Source organism: Ruegeria sp. CDSC085 (genome assembly GCF_059610465.1).
The window spans coordinates 127,007-147,638 of the sequence record NZ_JBXWNR010000009.1 but is presented as its reverse complement, the minus strand read 5'-3'; the positions used below and the strand labels follow the sequence as shown (position 1 = coordinate 147,638).

Below are 20,632 nucleotides of genomic sequence, written 5' to 3'. Positions count from 1 at the left end.
GCGTCAGTCGAATTCTGGCTCGTCCCGGTGCGTATCGCGCACGGCATAGGCTGTGTCCTGTGCCTTGCTCAGAGTCCACCGGATGCGCGTCGCATACTCCATTGCGCGGCCAGATAGAACGATCTGTTTTGTCGCGCGTGGCTTTAAACGCCCTTTTTCAAGATAAACGCTTGGCTCTACGGACAATTTTCCAACGCCATCATGGCGGAAAACCCAGATCTCACCGCTTTTGAGCGCCATCGACACCGCCGCCCCGCCCAAATCCAGCGCCGCATCAACATCAGGATGCAGATGAAACCGGATGTCGTAACCGATGCCATTGAGGCCCGAAGCATCCATCGCCTTGTCAAACTGTCGCTTCGCCTTGTCGGTCGCGGTCAGCAGAATATCCTCAACGGTCAGTTCCCGACCGTCAAATCGCAATTCGAATGTGCGCGCGTGGGTCAGGCCAAACACCTTGGCATATCCATCATGCCCGGCCATAAAGCGGATGCCCTCGAACGCGTCCTCGAAATCAACGGGCACCTCCTGTGGCGCGTCGACCAGCGCCTGAGCTTCACGCCCCGGCACCGGGTTGGCCAGCCGGGCGCTTGAGAACCCATCCAGGCAAAGCGTCGAATGCGACGGCGTCGCCCGTCCGGCGCGGCGCCATTCCAACCCGAAACTGGCCCCCGACCCGCAGTTCACGATCAACGGACGCCGCCCCGAGGTCAGCTCAAACGCCAATGTAGAAGCATGCGCATTGTAGGAGGCCGCCCCCGACGGCGGCACGCTGGCATCCACGATCACCGTGGTGCGTGCGGCTGCCAGCCGGGCATAGCCCATCGGCAACGCAGTGGCTGCCTTGTGTTTGACGCCGCTTTGCGCAAGCGCCTGTTCCAGACGCCCCTCGACACCGCGCCCGCCACCATGGAACCGCGCCAACGCCCCATCCGCATGGCGCAGGCTGCGCAGGGTCGGCGCGATTCGTTTGATCGCATTGGCCTGAGCGGCAGGCGTCCCGCGCCCAAGATCGTTCAGCGCCGCCGAAGTCCAGCTGAGCAATGTGAAGACCTCGAGCAGTTCTTCCGGATTGCGTGTTGGAATGCCGCCCTGCGCGTCGACCTGACGGTCACATTCTCCGGCCAGGGCGCGCAGGGCCGGGTCGGCCATGTGCTCCAGCCCCTCCAACGCCAGCCCGGCCTGTACCAGTCCAGCCAGCGCCTCAAACCGAGGCAGACCCGGGGTCGCGGCCTGCCACCGTTTGGACAGAAACCATGTCTGTTGGGCCAGCGAGCGGAAAAACAGCTTGCTTTGCCTTTCATCCGCCCCTCGCAGCAGAAAAATCGCCTGGTTGATCCAGCGCGTGACCCGTCGTCCGGTCAGATCAGGCACCCAGCCAGGGCCTTGCCCGCGCCCATGCGCCTCGATCCATCCCCAGACCCAACGCTGCGCCTTTTCCCGCGCACGCATGTCTCCGACCGCAGCCAGATCATCCAGCCAGGCAAAACCATGACGTTCTTCGTCAAAGCCGGCGCTGGGGGTGGTGACGTCCCAAAGCCCGGTATCTTCGGCCTCGACCAGATACCCGGCGAACAACAGGTTTCCGGCAACCAGTTGCCGCCCACGTGCAAACGAACCCACCGAGCGCGGATCCGGTTGTGCAACAAACCCTGTGACCGCCTTCTGCCGCTGGCTCAGGCGCGCATAGAAGCGGTTCTGAAACCGCATCCACCGGCTGGTCATGGTGTCCGATTTCGACATGACGCGTGTTACTCTGCCCCTTACGCTCTGCTGGCGCTTGAGACCCAACGATAGACCGCGCTGATCGTCAAGTCATCGAAAAGCGTGCGCTCAGGCGGATTTGGTCAGGCACGCGATATAGAACCCATCCATACCGCCCCGGTCCAGCCAATAATCGGGGCGCAATCGCAAGCCGCCTTCTTCAGTGAGCCAATCTGTTTCAACACCGGGTACGTTCAGCGCGTCGCGATCCGCGCTCATGTCAGGATACATGTCCAACGCCTCTTCCACCTGAACTTCACCTTCATCCGGCAGCAGGGAGCAGGTGCAATAGACCAGACGCCCACCGGGTTTCAGCAAACTCCACGCCTGGGCCAACATGCGCGACTGGAGCTCGATCAGACCGCCGAAGTCCGAACCGTCCTTGGCAAACGGCAAGTCAGGATGCCTGCGGATCGTACCTGTGGCCGAGCACGGCGCGTCCAGCAAGATCGCGTCGTACTGGCCCTCGTGTTCCAGCGCATCGCCAACAACGACCTTCGCCTTCAGGCCGGTCCTTGCAAGGTTTTCCCGCACCCGTTCCATCCGCGAGTCCGACAAATCCAGTGCCGTGACATCAGCCCATGCGGCCGCAAGTTGCATCGTTTTCCCACCTGGGGCCGCGCAGAGATCCAGCACTTTTTCGCCCGCCTTCGGGTCCAGAATGCGAACCGGCAAAGCCGCAGCGGCGTCCTGCACCCACCAGTCACCTGCTTCGTACCCCGGCAGGGTCGAGACCTGACCCGCGTCGTGTATACGCAGCGACCCGGTCGGAAGGATCTCGCCTGAAGGGCCTTCCGCCCCTGGTTTCAAGGTAAGGTCCAGTGGTGCGCCCGCGAAATGAGCCTGCTCCATTCCGGTAACAGCATCCGTGCCCCACGCTGCGATCAGAGGCTCACGCAACCAATCCGGCAAACGCGGAACGCGCATCTTTGGCCACGCCTCGGGGCCTTCTGCCGCAACCTTGCGCAGAACGGCATTCACCAACCCCTTGAGGCGACTATGCTTGCGCGAACGGCTGACGATCTCGACCATGGAATTGACAACGCCATGCGCGGCTTCGCCATTGCAAAGCTCGACCGCCCCCAGTCTCAGTGCGTTGTGGACCGTCAGGGCAGGCGTGCGGTTCAGGTGATTGTCCAACAGGCGGTCGGCACGTTCCAGCCCACGCAGCGTTTCCAAAGCCAGGCGCTGAGCGCGCGCGCGGTCCTCGGGTTCCAACCGATCCACTGCGCCCGCCGCCAGACACTCGGCCAGCAGGCGACCTTCGCCCAGAACCTGATCCAGAAGATAGATTGCGCTGCGCCGTGCTGCTGTTGCGCTGTTAAACATGGTACCGCCTTCATGTGACCTGCGCCCGCATTGCCAATGGCGGACGCGGGCGTATATCAAGGCTGTGCACGGAAAGGAACCCGATGTCATGAGTGACGACCGCAAAGACTTGCCCCCCGCCGCCCAGCGCGCCCTGGCCGAAGCGGAAGAACGCCGCCGCAAAGCCACAGCCCAAGCCCAGGAATTGCCGAAAGAGCTGGGTGGTCGAGACGGACCGGACCCGGCCCGTTACGGTGATTGGGAAAAGAAGGGCATCGCCATCGACTTCTGAACGGTCAACCACGCAGCGCCTTCAGGAAATCTTCGATCAGGGCACGTTGTTTCTTGGACTTCGCCCGGCCTTCAGGCCACGTCAGCCAGTACCCGTCTTTGGTGTGCAATTCGGGTAGATCCAGTCGGCGCAGCCGTCCCTCCTGCAGATCGGCAGAGGCTAACGGAACCGATCCCAGAACCACTCCCATGCCGCGCCGCGCTGCCGAAATCGCATGTTCCATCGAATCGAAGCTGATTTTTGAAGGCGGCAGGTCCTGCTGGCCGTTCTTCTGGCTCCACTCTCTCCAACCGGGGCGTTCTCCGCGCAGATCAATCAGTGGGGCGCCCCAGTCAACTCCCGGTGCCGCAAGGGGAGCAAGGACCTCATGCGCGATCAAGGCTGAATCGCGCCCGGCCCACAAGCCCCGACCATATCGGATTTGCAGCCAGGTTCGTTCTTCGTCCAAAGACGACCGGCGTGCGACCGAGTCGGTCATTACCCGAACCTTGGGCTGCACCTCCTGAAACTTGGTCAGCGCCGGAAGAACCAATGCGTGGATGCTCGACGACAACCCGGCCACGCGCAGCTCGCGCGGGGATTTGCCAAACAGGTCCTCGGTATTGCGCTCCAGCGCACGAAGGCTGTCCTGCACCAAGGGCAGATAGCTTTCACCTTCGACCGTCAGTGACACGCCCCGCGCCTCGCGCACAAACAAGGATCGGCCCAGCCAGGCTTCCAGATTACCGATCCGCTGGCTGACAGCGGCCTGCGTCAGCCCGAATTCCTTGGCCGCTGCCGAGAACCCACCAAGACGCCCGGCGGCCTCGAACACGCGCAACCAGTCCAGTGGCGGTAGTCCGATCTTTTTCTTAGCCATTAGATTTTCCAAGCCTCAGCCGAAATAAGGATTAATTGTCGTAATGCCACGAACGGCGTATCTGCTCAACCAAAGTTCGCGCCGAACAGGAGGCCCCAATGCTGCGCACCGCCACTCATGACACCTCGGTCGTCACCGTCGTGTTCGACACAGGAACGCAAGCCCGCTTTCACGCCATCTGGTTGCGCGACAACGCGCTGGATCCAGAAACCCGCGCCCCGGGCAACGGCCAGCGACTGATCACCGTCGGCGATATCCCTGCTGACATCTCGGTCAGTTCCGCCGAAGTTGTCGCGGGCGACCTTCAGGTCACGTTCCAGCCCGAGGACAAAACCGTTACCTTCCCGGCCGAATGGCTGGCAGAACACAACTATGATTGCGAACGTGATGATACGCTGGGCCGCACTGGCCCCGGCATCATCACCTGGGAAGGCGGGATCGCCGCCCCCTCTGGCGATTGGAACGAGGTTCATGCCCGCCCTGCGGCCAAACGCAACTGGCTGGCGTCTGTGGCGAGTTATGGCTTTGCCAAGCTGACGGGCGGGCCAACCGAACCAGAGTCGCTTCTAAAAGTGGCCGACCTGTTCGGCTACGTCCGCGAAACCAACTATGGCCCTTATTTCGAGGTTCGGACGGAAGTGAACCCGACCAACCTCGCCTATACCGGGCTTGGCTTGCAGGCCCACACCGACAACCCCTATCGCGACCCTGTACCGACGCTGCAAATCCTTTACTGTCTGGAAAACAGCGCCGAAGGAGGCGACTCGATCGTTGTCGACGGCTTCCGCGCTGCCGAAAACCTGCGTGCGCAGAACCCCGAGGGCTTTGCCCTGCTGGCAGGCTACCCCGCCCGCTTCGAATACAAGGGATCAGAAGGTGTCTGCCTGCGATCTCGCCGTCCGATGATCGAATTGTCGCCGGATGGAGAACTGGTCGGCATCCGGTTCAACAACCGCTCATCCGCGCCCTTCGTGGACGTCCCGTTCGACAGGATGGAGGTCTATTACGCCGCTTATCGTCAACTGGGCGAGATCATCGACGATCCGGCCATGGGCGTGTCGTTCAAACTGGAGCCGGGCGAAAGCTTCATCGTCGACAACACCCGTGTTCTGCACGCACGACTGGGCTATTCCGGTGCAGGTTCGCGTTGGTTGCAAGGGTGCTATGCCGACAAGGACGGGTTGCTGTCGACTTTGGCGGCGATGGAGATGACGCAGCCGGAGGCAGCGGAATGAAACCCGATTTCTCGACCCTGAGCCGAAACAATATCGTCGCCTTCATCGGGGATATTTTCCACCGCCGCGGCGGTGAGGAATATCTTGGTGAACCCGTCACCATGGCCCAGCACATGCTGCAAGGCGCCACCATCGCCGAACAGAACGGTCAGCCTGAGGAAATCATCGTCGGCGCTCTGTTGCATGATATCGGCCATTTCACATCCGAGTTCGGGACCTACCACCCCGATGATACCGAAGACCGCCACCATGAGGATGCAGGTGCGGAAGTTCTGGAACAGTTCTTCCCCTCGGTCATCACCGATTGCTGTCGATATCACGTGGCCGCGAAACGGTATCTCTGCGCCACCAAGCCCGAATATTTCAACCGCCTCTCCGCCGCCTCGGTCCATACCTTGGAGCTGCAAGGCGGCCCGATGAGCGCTGAGGAAGTCGCCGCGTTCGAATCCAATCCAAACCTGAAAGAGATCGTTCAGGTCCGGTATCTGGATGAGGCCGGCAAACGCGCGGATATGGAGACACCGGACTTCGCCCATTTCGCACCGATGGTTCAGCGCATGGTCGACAGGCATCTGGGTGCATCATGACTGCACCCGAGTACATCTTCGAGGCCAGTTCGAAACCCTCGCTGCCGTGGCACGAGGTTCCCCTGATCCGTGCGACGGACACATCGGTCAAGGGTTACGGCTGTTTGGTCGACGACCCCGAAACCTTTGAAATCGAGATCGTACGCTGGCCGCAGCAGGGCTGGCGACCGGTTGACGAAGGCACCGGTGACGAAGGCGGCTGGGTTGAAGGCACGTTCAAATGCGACTGGCAAGGTGACGTGCTTTACGGTGAGAACGAGGCGGTCAAAGGCCATTACGTGCTAGGTTGGTCAGCCGACCCCCAGCAGGCGCAAATCGACCGGCAAACGGCCCCGCGGGATCAGGTGTTGTTGTGGCATATGAACTACCACCCTGACGGGGGGCAGATGTTCTGGCCGCTCGACAACAAACCCTTCATCATCCCAGCTGCCCTGCCTGGCGACAACCTGACGCCCGAAAAAGTGGTGGCGTTCTGGTGTGATGGCTCGCGTGGCCTCTATATTCATCCCGGCATCTGGCATGAGGGGATTTTCCCGGTTGAAGACAACCAGCGGTTTCTCGACCGTCAGGGCGCAGTTCACGCGCGTGTCAGCGCCGATATCGGGCAGGAGTTCGGCGTCTACCTCGCCTGCCCCCTGCGCGCCGACAAGATCCGCGATCTTTGACCAAGCGCACCGCCTTAGGGTAACGCATTTCAAGTTCCCACGATCTTTGCCGCAAACCTCTGCGTCACTTTGTACGTGCGCAAGAGAGACTCAGATGGGATCGAACCGGCGAAAACCGGCGAAATTCACCGTGAGAGCGGTTCCGCCGTGCGTGGTTTCACTCAGGATCAACCCCCGCCGGTTGCCATGGATGTCATTGCCTGCAATGGCAGGCTGCGACATGATGTCGATTATAATGCCGATTTTAGAATTAGGGCGCGCGACGTGGCGGCATAATCCGACCCCGTAACATCAAGACAGTTTGCACGAGATGAGCAGAAGCGCACTGTTAAGAGGTCCGCAAACTGTCCAAATGGGCTCGTTTTGCCGCCATCACTTCTTCATCGGTCATGGGTGAGCGGTTCAACTCCAGAAAGTACTCTGCGACTCCAACCGGCTGAACATTCAGATTACTGACAGGCGTCAGATCATCAGACCTTACGTTCAGCATCGATAGCGCCTTTGCCACAGGAAATAATCGATCGTTGAGCTCCGAAACGTTTAAGGACAGGACGTCAGCCCTCGAAGACACGGCGTTTTTGACGCGGCTTACAACACCTTCAAGGTCTGTACCCTGCTGCAAAAGATCAGCATACTCCGAAAGGTCCTCTCGGATTCTGTTCGAGCGGATGTTTTGCCAATAAACGCTTCTGATCCAGTCAGCGCGGTTTCTCGTCGTGAACAAGAATGTGGTACGAGTATTGCCATTCGCGAACCTGTCAATTTCGTCTAGCACAGCATCAGCCAAAACGTGCGTCTGCGAATATGACCACACGTTGTTTCGCCCCGGTATCAGGCCGGCAAACTCCTCGCTGCTGACAAGAAGAGGCGTGTCTGTTTGACCTTCGAAAGGAGCAAGAGCTTGACGAAATCTTTTGCGGAATCTCGCAAGGACCCTGTCTTCTTGCAAAATGGAATAGCGCCGGGCGGCAAACCCCGCTTCTTTCAGGTCACGGGGGACAAGAAAGTTCACTCGGCTCTTAAGCCGGGAACGGTTCCTGAACAACATAGTTTGCAGGGTTCTGGTTCCTGTTTTGTGAAACCCTTGATGTATGACAACCTTCAAGCCGCAACCCTAATTTCTTTGTTCATGGGAGGTCCCGTTTCGCTACTATTGCTTTTTCATTATGCCCGAGAATGTTTTTAGGTACTGCTGGCAATGTCACTGATACGGTCCTGTCCCAAGACTTTCCTGCATGCAATCACTTTCGCGGCCCGCGTCATCCGCTGCTCATGAGTCTTTAACCGACTGGCGGCAGCCATTTGAATTGCAGCATTCTTTGTTGTTGCGACTGCGTACAATTGAACTTAGCGCCTAAAGCCCCAATACATCGACCATGTCATATTGGCCGGGTGCCTTGCCCTGTCCCCACAGGGCCGCTTTCAGCGCGCCGCGGGCAAAGATAGCGCGGTCGGTGGCCAGATGGCGCAGAACGATGCGTTCACCGGGGGCGGCGAACAGGACGTCATGTTCACCAACGATGTCGCCGCCGCGAACGGCGTGAAAGCCGATGTCGCCACGTTTGCGAGCGCCAGTAATGCCGTCGCGACCCCGGTCGGACACCTCCGACAGTTTGACGCCGCGTCCCTCGGCGGCGGCTTCGCCCAGCATCAGCGCTGTGCCGGAGGGGGCATCAACCTTGTGGTGGTGATGGCCCTCGATGATCTCGATATCGAAATCCTCATCCAGCGCGGCGGCAACCTTTTTTGTCAGTTGCACCAGCAGGTTGACGCCAAGGCTCATGTTCCCTGCCTGTATGATCACGGCGTGGCGCGAGGCAGGTTCCAGCGCCGCGATCTGTTTGTCGGTCATGCCGGTTGTGCCGATTACATGCACACAGCGCGCCTGCGCGGCCAAAGCGGCAAAGTCCAGCGTCGCCTCGGGTGCGGTGAAATCGATCACCGCCTGTGCCTGCGCGAAGGCTTCCAGCGGGTCATCGGTAACTTTGACGCCCAGCGCCTGGCCACCCATGGCTTCGCCCACATCCTGACCGACCCAGTCATGCCCTTTGCGCTCGATCACGCCGACCAGACGCGCCTGATCACTGTCGGTTACGGTGTTGATCAGCATCTGCCCCATACGGCCCGAAGCCCCTGTGATGACGATCCCCGGAATATGGGTCATGGCGGTATTCCCTTGCTGCAAACTGCTCAAAGCCTCCTACCCCGTTCGCGCCCGCTTGGCAAAGCCCCGGTTTGCGCTTAGATCGGGGTTTATGGCAAAGAACAAATTCCATGATGGCCCCGGCCCGTCCCAACGACAGCTGCGTGTCGGCGAACTGATCCGCCGCACCCTGTCCGAAGTTCTGGCGCGCGGAGATGTCCACGACACCGAACTGAACCGCATGTCGATCACCGTAGGCGAGGTGCGCACCTCGCCCGATCTGAAGATCGCCACCGCCTATGTGCTGCCATTGGGCGGCAAGGGGCAGGAGGATGTGATCGAACTGCTCGCCCGCAACAAAAGTGAACTTCGGCGCATGGTTGGCAAGAAGGTCGGCCTGAAATTCTCGCCCGATCTGCGGTTCCGGCTTGATGACACGTTCGACCGTCTGGACGACACCCGCCGCATGTTCGAACAGGACGCGGTGCGCCGCGATCTGGACGAGTGATCCGGGTACTTGTCACATTGGGCGCGGTTGTCTGGGCCGTGCAAGCCTCTGCGGTTACTTGCGAAAAGCTGACCCATGATGACAAACGCTATACCGTCTGCGAAGTCGACGCGGAAACCGAAGACCTGCGCCTGTTTCTCAACGATGAGAATGGGGATCTTCTGGGGCATTTCTCGTCGGTGAACGAGGCGCTGGCCCCCGGTGGTGAGCGTCTGGCCTTTGCCATGAACGCGGGCATGTATCACGATGACCGGTCGCCCGTCGGCCATTATGTCGAGAACGGCAAAGAGGTCATGCGGGTGATCTCCAACCCCGGCCCCGGCAATTTTGGCTTGCTGCCCAACGGCGTTTTCTGCATCCGCGAGGGCCGTGCTGATGTGTACGAGACGCTGGATTTCCTCGATCATGCCCCCGACTGCCGGTACGCCAGCCAATCCGGCCCGATGCTGGTGATCAATGGCGAGTTGCATCCCCGGTTCCTGCCCGATTCGACCTCGCTCTATGTGCGCAACGGAGTGGGCACCAGCGCCGATGGCACCCGTGTGGTGTTTGCGATTTCCGAAGATTACGTCACGTTCCACGAATTCGGCCGTCTGTTCCGGGACGTGCTGGAAACTCCGAATGCGCTGTTCTTCGATGGCAATATCTCTCGCATGTATGACCGCGCGAACAATCGGTCCGATGTCGGGTTTTCGCTGGGGCCTATCGTGGGTGTGGTCGAAGACGCACCTTGAAATTGACAGGGCGATGGCGATCCGCTAGGTCGCGCGCCTCAGCAAGATTGAAGGTGCTAAATGGGACGCAAACGCAAGGGTCGGGACATTTCCGGCTGGCTGGTGGTGGACAAGCCCGCGGGTATGACTTCGACCGCCGTGGTCAACAAAGTGCGCTGGGCCATGGACGCCAAGAAGGCAGGCCATGCGGGTACACTGGACCCCGAGGCCACCGGCGTTCTGGCCGTGGCCCTGGGTGAGGCGACCAAGACCGTTCCCTACATCACTGATGCTTTGAAGGCTTACACCTTCACTGTCCGTCTGGGTCAGGCCACCAACACTGACGATGCCGAGGGCGAAGTGATTGCCGAAAGCGATGCCCGCCCGTCAGATGAAGACATCAAGCAGGCGTTGACCCCGTTTCTGGGCGACATCATGCAGGTCCCGCCCAAGTTTTCCGCCGTGAAAATCGACGGCCAGCGCGCCTATAAACTGGCCCGAGATGGCGAAGATGTGGAACTGACCGCCCGGCCCCTTTGGGTCGAGGAACTGATCCTTGTCGATCGCCCCGACGCAGATCACGTGGTGCTGGAGATGACCTGCGGCAAGGGCGGTTATGTCCGCTCGATCGCCCGCGATCTGGGTGAAGCCCTGGGATGTCATGGCCACGTCCGGGAACTTCGCCGGATCTGGTCCGGACCGTTCGAGGCCGAAGACGGGCTGAGCATCGAACAGATCGACGAGATGGCAAAGACCACCGCGCTGGACGAATATCTGCACCCGTTGGAAACCGGTCTGTCGGACCTGCCCGAGCTCAAATGCACCCCCGAAGGCGCGACCCGTCTACGCAATGGTAACCCGGGCATGGTGTTGGCCTCAGATGTTGAATACGGAGACGAGGCATGGGCCTCACTGGATGGCAAGGCCGTTGCCGTAGGGGTTTATAAATCAGGCGAATTGCATCCCAGCCGGGTGTTCGCCGCCTGAACCACGTGTTAGGCGAAAGGCATGATCACCCGAACGCACACCAAGGGCGATGCGCCCTCGACCGCCATCTATTCCGACTGCGAGAAATACCGCTATAGCCTGACGCGTGTTTGGGACCCGGCAGGGCGCAAGGCGCTGTTTGTCATGTTGAACCCGTCTACCGCGACCGAAGTGCAGAACGATCCGACAGTGGAACGCTGCGAACGCCGTGCCCGAGCGCTGGGGTTTGGCGCGTTTCAGGTAACCAACATCTTTGCCTGGCGCGACACCGATCCGCGCAAGATGCGCGCTGCTGCCGATCCGGTAGGCCCGGAAAATGACGCCGCCATTCTGGAAGGTGTTCGGTGGGCCGATCAGGTCATCGCTGCCTGGGGCACCCATGGTGCGCATCTGAACCGGGGCCCGGCGGTGGAGACCCTGCTGCGCCGGACCAGCCAGCCGCTGTTCCATCTGGGTTTGACCAAAGGCGGCCACCCCAAGCACCCGCTCTATATCGCCTACAGCCAACAGCCAGAGCAATGGCAATAAAATATTAACCATTTCAATAACTTGACTTTGATCCGAGTGCCGATTGCATGGGATGTTCACCCTCGGAGCATTCTGCGATCGGAGGGGTGTCATGTTTCTGGCCGGATTGATCGGACTCGCCGCCATCGGCGGTGCTGCATACGCGATGAGCGACATGCTGATCGAAGATGAGGACGTATCAGAGGACGACCCCAATGATGACACAGAAACTGAACCCGATACCGGAGAGTTTCTTGAGATTGGCGAAAACGTCGAAGACCCGGTGAATCCCGATATCGAAATCCCGTCCACTGGCACCGTAGTCTCTGAATTCGAAGGAGACCTCGTAATTGCCGGCAGCGATGGCCCGGACCAGATCATCGGACAGGACGGTGTCGATCAGGTCAACGGGTTTGGCGGCGATGACACCATCGACGGCGGCAAGGGCGACGACGTTCTGCACGGGGGCGACGGTACGGATACGATTTCGGGCGGTCAGGGTGATGATGTTCTGCACGGAGAGGTTGATGACGACTTTCTGTTCGGCAATCAGGGGGACGACGCCCTGTTCGGCCATTTCGGGGACGACACTCTGGATGGCGGCGAAGGCGAAGACGAACTTTATGGCGGTCAGGGCGACGATACTCTGACAGGCGGGGCAGATGACGACGCATTGCAGGGCGGGTTCGGAGACGATGCCCTGAACGGTGGCGCAGGTGAGGATACGATCTTTGGGGGCGACGGCGACGACTTTGTCCTCGGTATCGAAGACGGCGCGGCCGAAAAGGATTTCCTGAATGGCGGCGCTGGTGACGATACCATTGTGGCAGGCGGCGGGGATGTGGTGACCGGTGGGCAGGGCGCCGATGACATCGTGCTGAGCCCGGGTGACGAAGACGTGACCGTCATGGGCTTCCAACCCGGTGAGGACAAGCTGCTCGTAACCTGGGAGGATGAGGCCGACCCGGAGATTGAGGTGGAACCTGACGCTGAAAACGCCAATCTGACCCGAGTGATGATCAACGGTCAGGAAGTGGCGCAGGTATACGGGGCCGAAGGTATGACGGTGGCCGACATTCAATTGATCACCGAAGCGCAACTGGCCCAGTACGGACAGATGGTCTGAGCCCGCAGTTTCCCTTTGCCATTTGGTGAAAATGCGCCTATACGCGCCCATCCGCATCGGAATCGGTGCGGTTTTCTCCATGGGCCTGTGCTGGACGACATCCCGGCCTGCGCCATCAACTCTAACCTTTCAAAGGAGACCCCGATGTCGATTACTGCTGAAGAAAAAGCACGCGTCATGAAAGAATTCGCAACCAAGGACGGCGACACCGGCTCGCCTGAAGTCCAGGTTGCCATCCTGACCTCGCGCATCACCACCCTGACCGAGCACTTCAAGACCCACAAAAAAGACAACCACGGTCGTCGCGGTCTGCTGAAGATGGTTGCCCAGCGCCGTAAGCTGCTGGATTACCTGAAAGGCAAGGAAGAAGCGCGTTACCAGGATCTGATCAAAAAGCTGGGCATCCGCCGCTAAGCTTTTTCAGAAGACTTTAAACCGGGTTTTCCGGTTCGACGCCCGCCACCCGGCGGGCGTTTTCTGTTGGATCCGCCGAAAGCGACACATCCCCCTTAACTTACCAGAGCAGTTGGACATTCCCCGACGGTCAGAGAATGTCTGTTGCGACACCGGGCCTTACGCCTTTCGCGTGTTTTCCCAACGTGTGGCATAGTCACTTTGCGACACATTTGCACTCGTCTTGGTGTCAGCAACAGGTTTTCGAACCACAAAATCCAAAAGAACAGGCAATCCCGGACCAAAGGTTCCCAGCGGGCGCGGACGTTTCTTTGTCTTGTTGGGATCCGTCATTTTCACCACATCACGCGCGGCGTATGGCCTTAACGGCTGCCACACGCATTTCAGAGCCTCATAGTTCATGGCGTTTACCCAAAAGCCGTACACTATCTCTGGGCAAATCTGATAGAAGCCGTGATTGATCCAATTGTTCGATGGCGAGTGTGCGATAAACACCCCCCCGGGCTTCAGCATCTTATCAATGTTCCGGTAGGCGGTCGGCAAGTCGAACACGTGCTCGCAGGTTCCACCGTCATAGATAACGTCAAACCGACCAACCAGATTTTCAGGCAAATCCCCCGCGAGATCCTGAACGATGCTCGCCCCTTCGAAACCCGAGAAATCCAGAGAGTCCACTTCCGAAAACCCAAGTTTACGAAAGAAGGTTTCCGAGTACCCATCATCCGGGTTGCAAAGGTCAGCTTCGCTCACTCCGGGCAGGTACTTCTGCAAGGTTTCCCGAAACAATGCGGCGGATGACGACCGACGCGCACCTATCCAGTCCTGCCGCCCAAGCATCAGGAAGCTTCCTGACAGGTCGTTGAATTTGACATCTTCGATCAGGCGCGCGGCCAGGACATCAACAATTGACACTTATTCCTCCGGAGGGTGGTCGAAAGCAGTTTTCTTCGCGTGAACGTCCTATTCTGAGAATTCAATGTCAACGCAATAGCAGCGCCCGATAACACTCGACAAAACGGGCAAGTTCCCTGTTCAGTGCATAGTTGGACGTTTCCCCCCTTCAGCAATATCCTGAAGCCCGGGATTTCGGCATCTGGCACCAAACGCATACCCCGCCCAACGCAGTTTTTGTTGATACTGGTGCGCGCATGAACTCAGTCAAAACATCATCTAAGTCATTATGCCTTGTGCAGTTCCACAAAACCGAAGACGCCCACCAATCGGTGGGCGTTTCATTCTTGGAAATGTGTACGGCTCTACATTTTCGCTTTTTCTGATTTCAGCGCCAGCCACAAACAGTAGCACATTGTTAAAACCACCAGCGTAAAGGGGATGCCGGTTGAGACCGCTGCGCCTTGCAGCGCTGAAAGACCACCCCCCAACAGCAATGCGATGGCGACCAGACCTTCCAATGTGCACCAGAACACGCGCTGAACCACGGGCGCGTCCATCTTGCCGCCAGCTGTGATCGTGTCGATCACCAACGACCCTGAATCGGATGAGGTGACAAAGAATATTACGATCAGGACAAGGGCAATCGGGGCAACGATGCCGTAAAGCGGCAGTTCTTTCAGGAAACCGAACAACGCACCTTCTGGGGCGTAGCTGTCAATCACTGTCGCGCGAACACCTTCCGCTCCGCCCGCGTTCAACATGTCGATGGCGGCGCCGCCGAAGGTTGACATCCACAGGGCACAGACGGCTGTCGGCGCCAGCAACGCGCAGATTATGAACTCGCGAACAGTACGACCCTTCGAGATCCGGGCAATGAACATGCCCACAAAGGGTGACCATGCGATCCACCATGCCCAGTAGAAGGTCGTCCAACCATGGAAATAGCTGGTGTCTTCTCGTCCGAACGGGTTCGACAAGGCAGGTAAGTGCAGCACGTAGTCGGTCATCACGTTGAAATATCGTGCGATGGCCGTGCCAATGCCAGTTACGGCGATTACGAAGAGGAATAGTCCGACGGCCATGACCATATTGATCTCACTCAGCCGTTTGACGCCCGCATCCATGCCCAGCAGAACCGAGCCCAGCGCAATCAACGTGATCCCGATGATCAGCAAGACAACGACAGTGGGGCTGGGTTCGATGCCGAAGACCTCGTAAAGACCAGCGGCAACTTGCTGAGCACCCAGACCAAGTGATGTGGTCAACCCGAACAACGTGGCAAAGACCGCCAACGTATCGATGATGTGGCCCCACCACCCCCAGACCCGTTCGCCAAGGATCGGATAGAAGGCCGAGCGCAAGGTCAGCGGCAAGTTCAGGTTGTAACTGAAGATCGCCAGGCTCAGGCCGACCGCGGCGTAAACCGCCCAGCCTTCCAGACCCCAATGATGAATGGTTCCGACGACACCGGCATATTCATTTCCCGGCACCGCGATATCAATGCCCAGCGGGCTTGCGTTCCCGTCTTCGGCAAAATTGTAATAGACCGGCTCCATCACGCCAAAGAACAGCAGACCGATACCTATTCCAGCAGCGAACATCATCGCGATCCATCCCGCATAGGAATAATCAGGCTTGGCGTCTTTGCCACCGATCCGCACGCTACCGACGGGCAGGATGATGAGAACAAGACAAAACAGGGTGATTGCATCAACCGAAAGGACCAGAAACCAATCAAACGTGCTGGTCAGCCAGGGTCGGAGCCAGCCGAAGAACGACGCCGAGGCCTCTTGGTTGGCCAATGCGATCAGGACGAACGCAAAGATCATGATACTTGAGATCAGAAAGACCGGGTTGTGAATGTCCAAGCCAAACGGTCGGACGTTATCCTGCCCCAGTTCATATTCCGTTTCGAAGTCGTAAATCCGGGGATCCGGATCCAGCATCTTTTTTGTTTGTGCCATTCGATTGCCCTTCTGTTCGCTAGCTGCAAACGCCAAGGTTTTCGGTCGGCGGACGGGTATGGGATTATTAACCCCCTTGGCGCGTTTCCGTCATTTCGTCCGCGGGCTTGTGGTAAAAGCTTATACTGCCTTCATATTTTTACAAAATGCATTCGATTTTACCGATGTTAGCGATGTAATCGACCCACAGATCTCTGGGTCGTCGCCTGTGAAGAAACACATTGCATCGCCGCTCACAGCTTTTGCTCGCGATCTGAAAACTGAACACTTAGAGAGAGCCGTTGTCTGTCTCAGCGTGATTCGGCCATCCCATCCAGTTCCTCTTTCCTTTCAACGCATTCTCATGTATGCGCGCGGCATCTGAGACGTTGTGCCCTGACCCCGGCACTCGAATGGAAGATAAATTGGGGTCGGCGGCAATGGGGCCGCCATGCAAACGGGAGACCCGCAGGGGCGGGAGTGCTCCCTTCTAGGATACGCATATGTTTGATGTAACGAAGAAATCAATGCAGTGGGGCGAGGAAACGCTCACACTGGAAACCGGCAAAGTTGCCCGTCAGGCGGACGGCAGCGTGATTGCCACGCTGGGCGAAACCAGCGTCATGGCAAACGTGACCTTTGCACGGCAACAAAAGCCCGGTCAGGACTTTTTCCCCCTGACCGTGCACTACCAAGAGAAATACTATGCCGCCGGTAAAGTACCGGGTGGCTTCTTCAAGCGCGAGGCGCGCCCGACCGAGAAAGAGACGCTGACTGCGCGTTTGATCGACCGTCCGATCCGCCCGCTGTTCGTTGACGGCTTCAAAAACGAAGTTCTGGTGATGTGCACCGTGCTGAGCCACGATCTGGTCAACGATCCCGACATCGTCGCGATGATCGCCGCTTCGGCTGCTCTGACCATCTCCGGCGCGCCGTTCATGGGCCCGATCGCCGGTGCCCGTGTTGGTTTCGAAGACGGTGAATACGTTCTGAACCCGACCGTCGATGACATGCAGGACCTGCGCCTGAACCCTGAACAGCGTCTGGATCTGGTAGTTGCCGGGACCAAAGACGCCGTAATGATGGTGGAATCGGAAGCGTACGAGCTCTCTGAGGCGGAAATGCTGGGCGCGGTGAACTTTGCGCATGAACAGATTCAGCCGGTGATCGACCTGATCATCAGCCTCGCCGAAGAAGCCGCGAAAGAGCCGTTCGATTTCCAGGCACCGGATTACTCGGAGCTGTATGCTGCCGTTAAGGCCGCCGGTGAAGAACAGATGCGCGCCGCCTTCGCGATCACCGACAAGCAGGAGCGCACCGCTGCTGTTGCCGCTGCCCGTGAAGCGATCAAGGAAGCGCTGACCGAGGAACAGCTGGAAGACGGCAACCTCGGTTCCGCGATGAAAAAGCTCGAAGCAGGTATTCTGCGCGGCGACGTCGTCAAAGGCGGCAAGCGGATCGATGGTCGCTCGACCACCGATATCCGCTCGATCGTTGCAGAAACCTCGATGCTGCCGCGTACGCACGGTTCCGCGCTGTTCACCCGTGGTGAAACACAGGCGCTGGCCGTGACCACGCTGGGCACCGGCGACGACGAACAGTTCATCGACGCGCTGCATGGCAACTTCAAATCGAACTTCCTGCTGCACTACAACTTCCCTCCGTATTCGGTTGGTGAAGTTGGCCGCGTGGGTGGCCCGGGCCGTCGTGAGATTGGCCACGGTAAGTTGGCATGGCGCGCCCTGCAGGCGGTTCTGCCTGCGGCGACCGATTTCCCCTACACGATCCGCATCGTGTCAGAAATCACAGAATCCAACGGCTCCAGCTCGATGGCGTCTGTCTGCGGCGGTTCGCTGTCGATGATGGATGCGGGTGTTCCGCTGAAAGCGCCGGTTGCCGGTGTGGCCATGGGTCTGATCCTGGAAGATGACGGCGACTATGCCATCCTGTCCGACATTCTGGGTGACGAAGACCACTTGGGCGACATGGACTTCAAGGTTGCCGGTACCGAAAACGGCATCACCTCGCTGCAGATGGACATCAAGGTTGCGGGCATCACGCCCGAAATCATGGAGAAAGCCCTGGCGCAGGCCAAGGACGGCCGGTTGCACATCCTGGGCGAGATGGGCAAAGCCCTGTCCGAGACCAACGATTTCTCGGTCCACGCCCCGCGCATCGAGACCATGAACATTCCGACCGACAAGATCCGTGAAGTGATCGGTTCCGGTGGCAAGGTCATCCGTGAGATCGTTGAGGTTTCGGGAGCCAAGGTGGACATCAACGACGATGGCGTCATCAAGATCGCCTCGCCGGATGGTGAATCGATCCAGAAGGCCTATGACATGATCTATTCGATCGTGGCAGAACCTGAAGAAGGTCAGATCTACACTGGTAAAGTTGTAAAAATCGTCGATTTCGGGGCCTTCGTGAACTTCTTCGGTAAGCGCGACGGTCTGGTCCACGTGTCGCAGATCGAAAACCGCCGTCTGAACCATCCGTCGGATGTTCTGAAAGAAGGTCAGGAAGTGAAGGTCAAGCTTCTGGGTTTTGACGATCGCGGCAAGGTTCGCCTGTCGATGAAAGTGGTCGATCAGGAAACCGGCGAAGAGATCGTTCCCGAGAAGAAAGAAAAGAAAGAGGAAAGCGCAGAGTAATCTGCCCCCTCTGACAGACCGCAGAAGGCCCCGGTTTCATCCGGGGCCTTTTTTGTTTGCGGGGCAGCAGAAAGGGGAACTGCGTCGCAATTTTGGTAAATCAATTATTAACACTTATTGCGTGTATTAGCTCAACCTTAAGGGGTATTTTGCCGTTTTCAGGGAAGCTGTTCAACCGTGGCATCGATTACTGTTTACGAAATCAGCGCAGACCCGTTCAGCAACCGCAGTGTTGATATTACTGCTGCGTATTCGGTCGAAGTCACGGATAATGACGCCCTGCTGCAAGATCCTGACCCGGACGGCAGTTCGCAACTTGATCTTGGGTCTCTTCCCGGCTTTTCCGGCTCGACCCAGAATTTCAGTTCTTTCGAAAATTATACGGGCACAGTCGATGGCGCGCCGGTCACGTTTATCCTGATCCAGTTTTCCAACCCGCGTTACATCATCGTCACTTCCGGTCAGGCCGAACTGAATGACACGATTTCAGATACCGGCTTTGCCGGAACCGCGCCGTCATCCGCGTATCACACTTTGCCTTCTTTCGTGTGTTTTACCTTTGGATCGCTGATCCAGACTCCGACGGGACTGCGCCGGGTTGAGGCGCTGGAGCCCGGCGACCCGGTTGTCACCGCCGACGGCCATGCCCGTCCGGTACGCTGGATCGGCAAGCGCCGTTTGTCCGCGTCCGAGTTGCAGCGAAACCCTCACCTATCCCCTGTACGGATCAAAGCTGGCTGTTTCGGGCCGAACGGCCCATCCCGCGATCTCGTCATCTCGCCACAGCACCGGATTGCCGTGACCTCAGCCATGATGGAACTGATGCATTGCGAAACAACGATGTTGGCGCCTGCAAAAGGGCTGATCAATGGAAAGACCATCGTTCAGGAAACGCCTGCACAAGGAGTGGAGTACATTCACATCCTCTTTAATCAGCATGAGCTGGTGAATGTCGAAGGAATCTGGTCCGAGTCCTTTTACCCCGGTGACACAAGTCTTGATGCAATGGCGCCCGCAACCCGGAGCGAGTTGTTCGAACTGTTCCCGGAACTGGCAAATGGTGAATGCGGTTACGGTTCAACCGTATTGCCGATCCTCAAACCCTTTGAAGTCCGAGTACTTGCAGCGGATCTGGCGGTTCCGGGTTGGAAGGTGTATCCGAACGAAACCGCAAAAGCGGCCTGACCGCAGGTCAGTGCGTGACACCACCCGGGCCATGTTTCAACACGTGCCACTGGCCGAAACTGTCTTTCAGATCCAGCTTGATCGACGCATCGGCTCGGGTCGAGGCGCTGCCGATCTCAGCAATGGTGAATTCGATCCCGCCGGGAATATCGATGCGTACGCGGTGTTCCCCGCCGCCATGCGGAGCCTGAATCGGGCGCCCGTTCGACTTTAATACGTCACCAACAGTAACGCTGGCCGTTCGCCCTTCGATGTCCATCTCAAACTCAATCGGCAGGTAAAGCGTGTCATGCACCGTCTCACACATGGCCCGGAACACGTACCAATGCGTTGCCATCTCTTCAGTTTCTTCACCGTGAAAGACTTTTTCCAGCGCATCGCGCTGCGCCGGTGAGGCCGCAGGATCGACGATCACCTGCATTTCACCACCACCCTCGAATATTGGCCCGGGCCACGCATAGATCAATGCCGCCCTGGTTCCACTAAGATCCGTTTCTCCAAAATATCCTTTGAATATTTCAAGCACTTCGAAACCCCGGCAATCGCCATGCGTCGGCAATTCCTCGAACTGGCAGGGGCAGGCATAGCCGCAATTGCAGTTTCCGAAGCTTTCCCCCTCGACGTACCAATCTGTAAAAGCCATGGTCTTCTCCTGTTCAAGACAGTCAGAAAGCCCGACATCGTTGGTCACATGCCTGTATGTTTTCCCAAAACAAACTATCACAAATTGATTGCAACCTGAACCTGACGGGCGGAAACGGCCGCAAATTGCATAAACCTTGGTTCAATTCGCCCCGTTTCAACCAAAAGCCAATCGCAGGTCTCCTCTGCCATCCCCAGTTCGACCG

The 20,632-nt window shown here is 58.4% G+C and carries 22 protein-coding genes; 13 read left to right on the top strand and 9 right to left on the bottom strand.

The annotated features are described in order from the left end of the window. Window positions 1-3: 3 nt before the first annotated feature. Window positions 4-1,743 carry a heparinase II/III family protein gene (locus tag AC2FJB_RS14530; RefSeq protein WP_496718930.1) on the bottom strand — a complete coding sequence of 580 codons (1,740 nt, stop codon included), beginning with the start codon at window positions 1,741-1,743 and terminating at the stop codon, window positions 4-6. Window positions 1,744-1,833: 90 nt separating this feature from the next. Beyond that, window positions 1,834-3,093: an RsmB/NOP family class I SAM-dependent RNA methyltransferase gene (locus AC2FJB_RS14525; protein WP_496718929.1), complete on the bottom strand. Its 1,260-nt coding sequence runs from the start codon at window positions 3,091-3,093 to the stop codon at window positions 1,834-1,836. 88 nt (window positions 3,094-3,181) lie between these two features. On the opposite strand from AC2FJB_RS14525, the gene AC2FJB_RS14520 reads away from it, so the two are divergent. After that, window positions 3,182-3,364 (top strand): DUF1674 domain-containing protein, encoded by a 183-nt coding sequence (locus AC2FJB_RS14520; protein ID WP_117871831.1) that lies wholly within the window; start codon window positions 3,182-3,184, stop codon window positions 3,362-3,364. A 4-nt stretch (window positions 3,365-3,368) separates the two neighbouring features. Here AC2FJB_RS14520 and AC2FJB_RS14515 read toward each other — a convergent pair whose 3' ends face one another. After that, entirely contained in the window at window positions 3,369-4,223 is an 855-nt protein-coding gene (locus AC2FJB_RS14515; RefSeq protein ID WP_496718927.1) for a LysR family transcriptional regulator, read from the bottom strand. 98 nt (window positions 4,224-4,321) lie between these two features. Between AC2FJB_RS14515 and tmpA the strand changes: the two genes are divergently transcribed. From tmpA to AC2FJB_RS14500, 3 genes are read left to right on the top strand one after another with little or no spacing between them, the layout of a single operon-like run. After that, complete coding sequence (gene tmpA / locus AC2FJB_RS14510) at window positions 4,322-5,458, top strand: 2-trimethylaminoethylphosphonate dioxygenase (RefSeq protein ID WP_496718926.1); 1,137 nt, start codon at window positions 4,322-4,324, stop codon at window positions 5,456-5,458. Next, window positions 5,455-6,045, top strand: coding sequence for a (R)-1-hydroxy-2-trimethylaminoethylphosphonate oxygenase (gene tmpB / locus AC2FJB_RS14505; protein WP_496718925.1), 591 nt, complete (start codon window positions 5,455-5,457; stop codon window positions 6,043-6,045). The genes tmpA and tmpB overlap by 4 nt, the downstream gene beginning before the upstream one ends. Continuing rightward, complete coding sequence (locus AC2FJB_RS14500; protein ID WP_496718924.1) at window positions 6,042-6,710, top strand: ureidoglycolate lyase; 669 nt, start codon at window positions 6,042-6,044, stop codon at window positions 6,708-6,710. Before tmpB ends, AC2FJB_RS14500 begins: the two co-directional genes overlap by 4 nt. Window positions 6,711-6,800: 90 nt before the next feature. Here the strand turns inward: AC2FJB_RS14500 and AC2FJB_RS14495 are convergent, their stop codons facing one another. The 3 genes from AC2FJB_RS14495 to dapB form a co-directional block, all read right to left on the bottom strand. Continuing rightward, entirely contained in the window at window positions 6,801-6,932 is a 132-nt protein-coding gene (locus AC2FJB_RS14495) for a hypothetical protein (RefSeq protein WP_496718923.1), read from the bottom strand. Window positions 6,933-7,038: 106 nt separating this feature from the next. After that, window positions 7,039-7,722: a hypothetical protein gene (locus AC2FJB_RS14490; RefSeq protein ID WP_496718922.1), complete on the bottom strand. Its 684-nt coding sequence runs from the start codon at window positions 7,720-7,722 to the stop codon at window positions 7,039-7,041. Window positions 7,723-8,064: 342 nt separating this feature from the next. Beyond that, window positions 8,065-8,874 (bottom strand): 4-hydroxy-tetrahydrodipicolinate reductase, encoded by an 810-nt coding sequence (dapB, locus tag AC2FJB_RS14485; protein WP_496718920.1) that lies wholly within the window; start codon window positions 8,872-8,874, stop codon window positions 8,065-8,067. Between the two features lie 91 nt (window positions 8,875-8,965). On the opposite strand from dapB, the gene rbfA reads away from it, so the two are divergent. The 6 genes from rbfA (at window position 8,966) to rpsO (ending at window position 13,108) form a co-directional block, all read left to right on the top strand. Continuing rightward, window positions 8,966-9,361: a 30S ribosome-binding factor RbfA gene (rbfA, locus tag AC2FJB_RS14480; protein WP_117871818.1), complete on the top strand. Its 396-nt coding sequence runs from the start codon at window positions 8,966-8,968 to the stop codon at window positions 9,359-9,361. Further along, window positions 9,358-10,095, top strand: a complete 738-nt coding sequence (locus AC2FJB_RS14475; RefSeq protein ID WP_299899501.1) for a phosphodiester glycosidase family protein — start codon at window positions 9,358-9,360, stop codon at window positions 10,093-10,095. The genes rbfA and AC2FJB_RS14475 overlap by 4 nt, the downstream gene beginning before the upstream one ends. A gap of 60 nt (window positions 10,096-10,155) precedes the next feature. Further along, a complete protein-coding gene (truB, locus tag AC2FJB_RS14470; protein ID WP_117871813.1) occupies window positions 10,156-11,061 on the top strand; it encodes a tRNA pseudouridine(55) synthase TruB in 906 nt (301 codons plus the stop codon). Between the two features lie 21 nt (window positions 11,062-11,082). Then, window positions 11,083-11,589, top strand: a complete 507-nt coding sequence (locus AC2FJB_RS14465) for a DUF1643 domain-containing protein (RefSeq protein WP_496718919.1) — start codon at window positions 11,083-11,085, stop codon at window positions 11,587-11,589. Window positions 11,590-11,680: 91 nt separating this feature from the next. Next, the gene (locus AC2FJB_RS14460) at window positions 11,681-12,694 is read left to right on the top strand and encodes a calcium-binding protein (protein ID WP_496718918.1); all 1,014 of its coding nucleotides are present in this window, start codon (window positions 11,681-11,683) and stop codon (window positions 12,692-12,694) included. A gap of 144 nt (window positions 12,695-12,838) precedes the next feature. Next, window positions 12,839-13,108: a 30S ribosomal protein S15 gene (gene rpsO / locus AC2FJB_RS14455; RefSeq protein ID WP_117871806.1), complete on the top strand. Its 270-nt coding sequence runs from the start codon at window positions 12,839-12,841 to the stop codon at window positions 13,106-13,108. A 159-nt stretch (window positions 13,109-13,267) separates the two neighbouring features. Here rpsO and AC2FJB_RS14450 read toward each other — a convergent pair whose 3' ends face one another. Together AC2FJB_RS14450 and AC2FJB_RS14445 are read right to left on the bottom strand one after the other, a co-directional pair. Continuing rightward, a complete protein-coding gene (locus AC2FJB_RS14450) occupies window positions 13,268-14,020 on the bottom strand; it encodes a class I SAM-dependent methyltransferase (RefSeq protein WP_117871804.1) in 753 nt (250 codons plus the stop codon). Between the two features lie 344 nt (window positions 14,021-14,364). Further along, window positions 14,365-15,966, bottom strand: a complete 1,602-nt coding sequence (locus tag AC2FJB_RS14445; protein ID WP_496674644.1) for a BCCT family transporter — start codon at window positions 15,964-15,966, stop codon at window positions 14,365-14,367. Between the two features lie 58 nt (window positions 15,967-16,024). On the opposite strand from AC2FJB_RS14445, the gene AC2FJB_RS14440 reads away from it, so the two are divergent. The 3 genes from AC2FJB_RS14440 (at window position 16,025) to AC2FJB_RS14430 (ending at window position 19,784) form a co-directional block, all read left to right on the top strand. Further along, window positions 16,025-16,330 (top strand): hypothetical protein, encoded by a 306-nt coding sequence (locus AC2FJB_RS14440; protein WP_496718916.1) that lies wholly within the window; start codon window positions 16,025-16,027, stop codon window positions 16,328-16,330. A gap of 118 nt (window positions 16,331-16,448) precedes the next feature. After that, complete coding sequence (pnp, locus tag AC2FJB_RS14435) at window positions 16,449-18,599, top strand: polyribonucleotide nucleotidyltransferase (RefSeq protein WP_496718915.1); 2,151 nt, start codon at window positions 16,449-16,451, stop codon at window positions 18,597-18,599. Between the two features lie 177 nt (window positions 18,600-18,776). Further along, complete coding sequence (locus AC2FJB_RS14430; RefSeq protein WP_496718914.1) at window positions 18,777-19,784, top strand: Hint domain-containing protein; 1,008 nt, start codon at window positions 18,777-18,779, stop codon at window positions 19,782-19,784. A gap of 7 nt (window positions 19,785-19,791) precedes the next feature. Here the strand turns inward: AC2FJB_RS14430 and AC2FJB_RS14425 are convergent, their stop codons facing one another. Beyond that, window positions 19,792-20,427, bottom strand: a complete 636-nt coding sequence (locus AC2FJB_RS14425) for a DUF1326 domain-containing protein (RefSeq protein WP_496718913.1) — start codon at window positions 20,425-20,427, stop codon at window positions 19,792-19,794. Window positions 20,428-20,632: the final 205 nt, after the last annotated feature.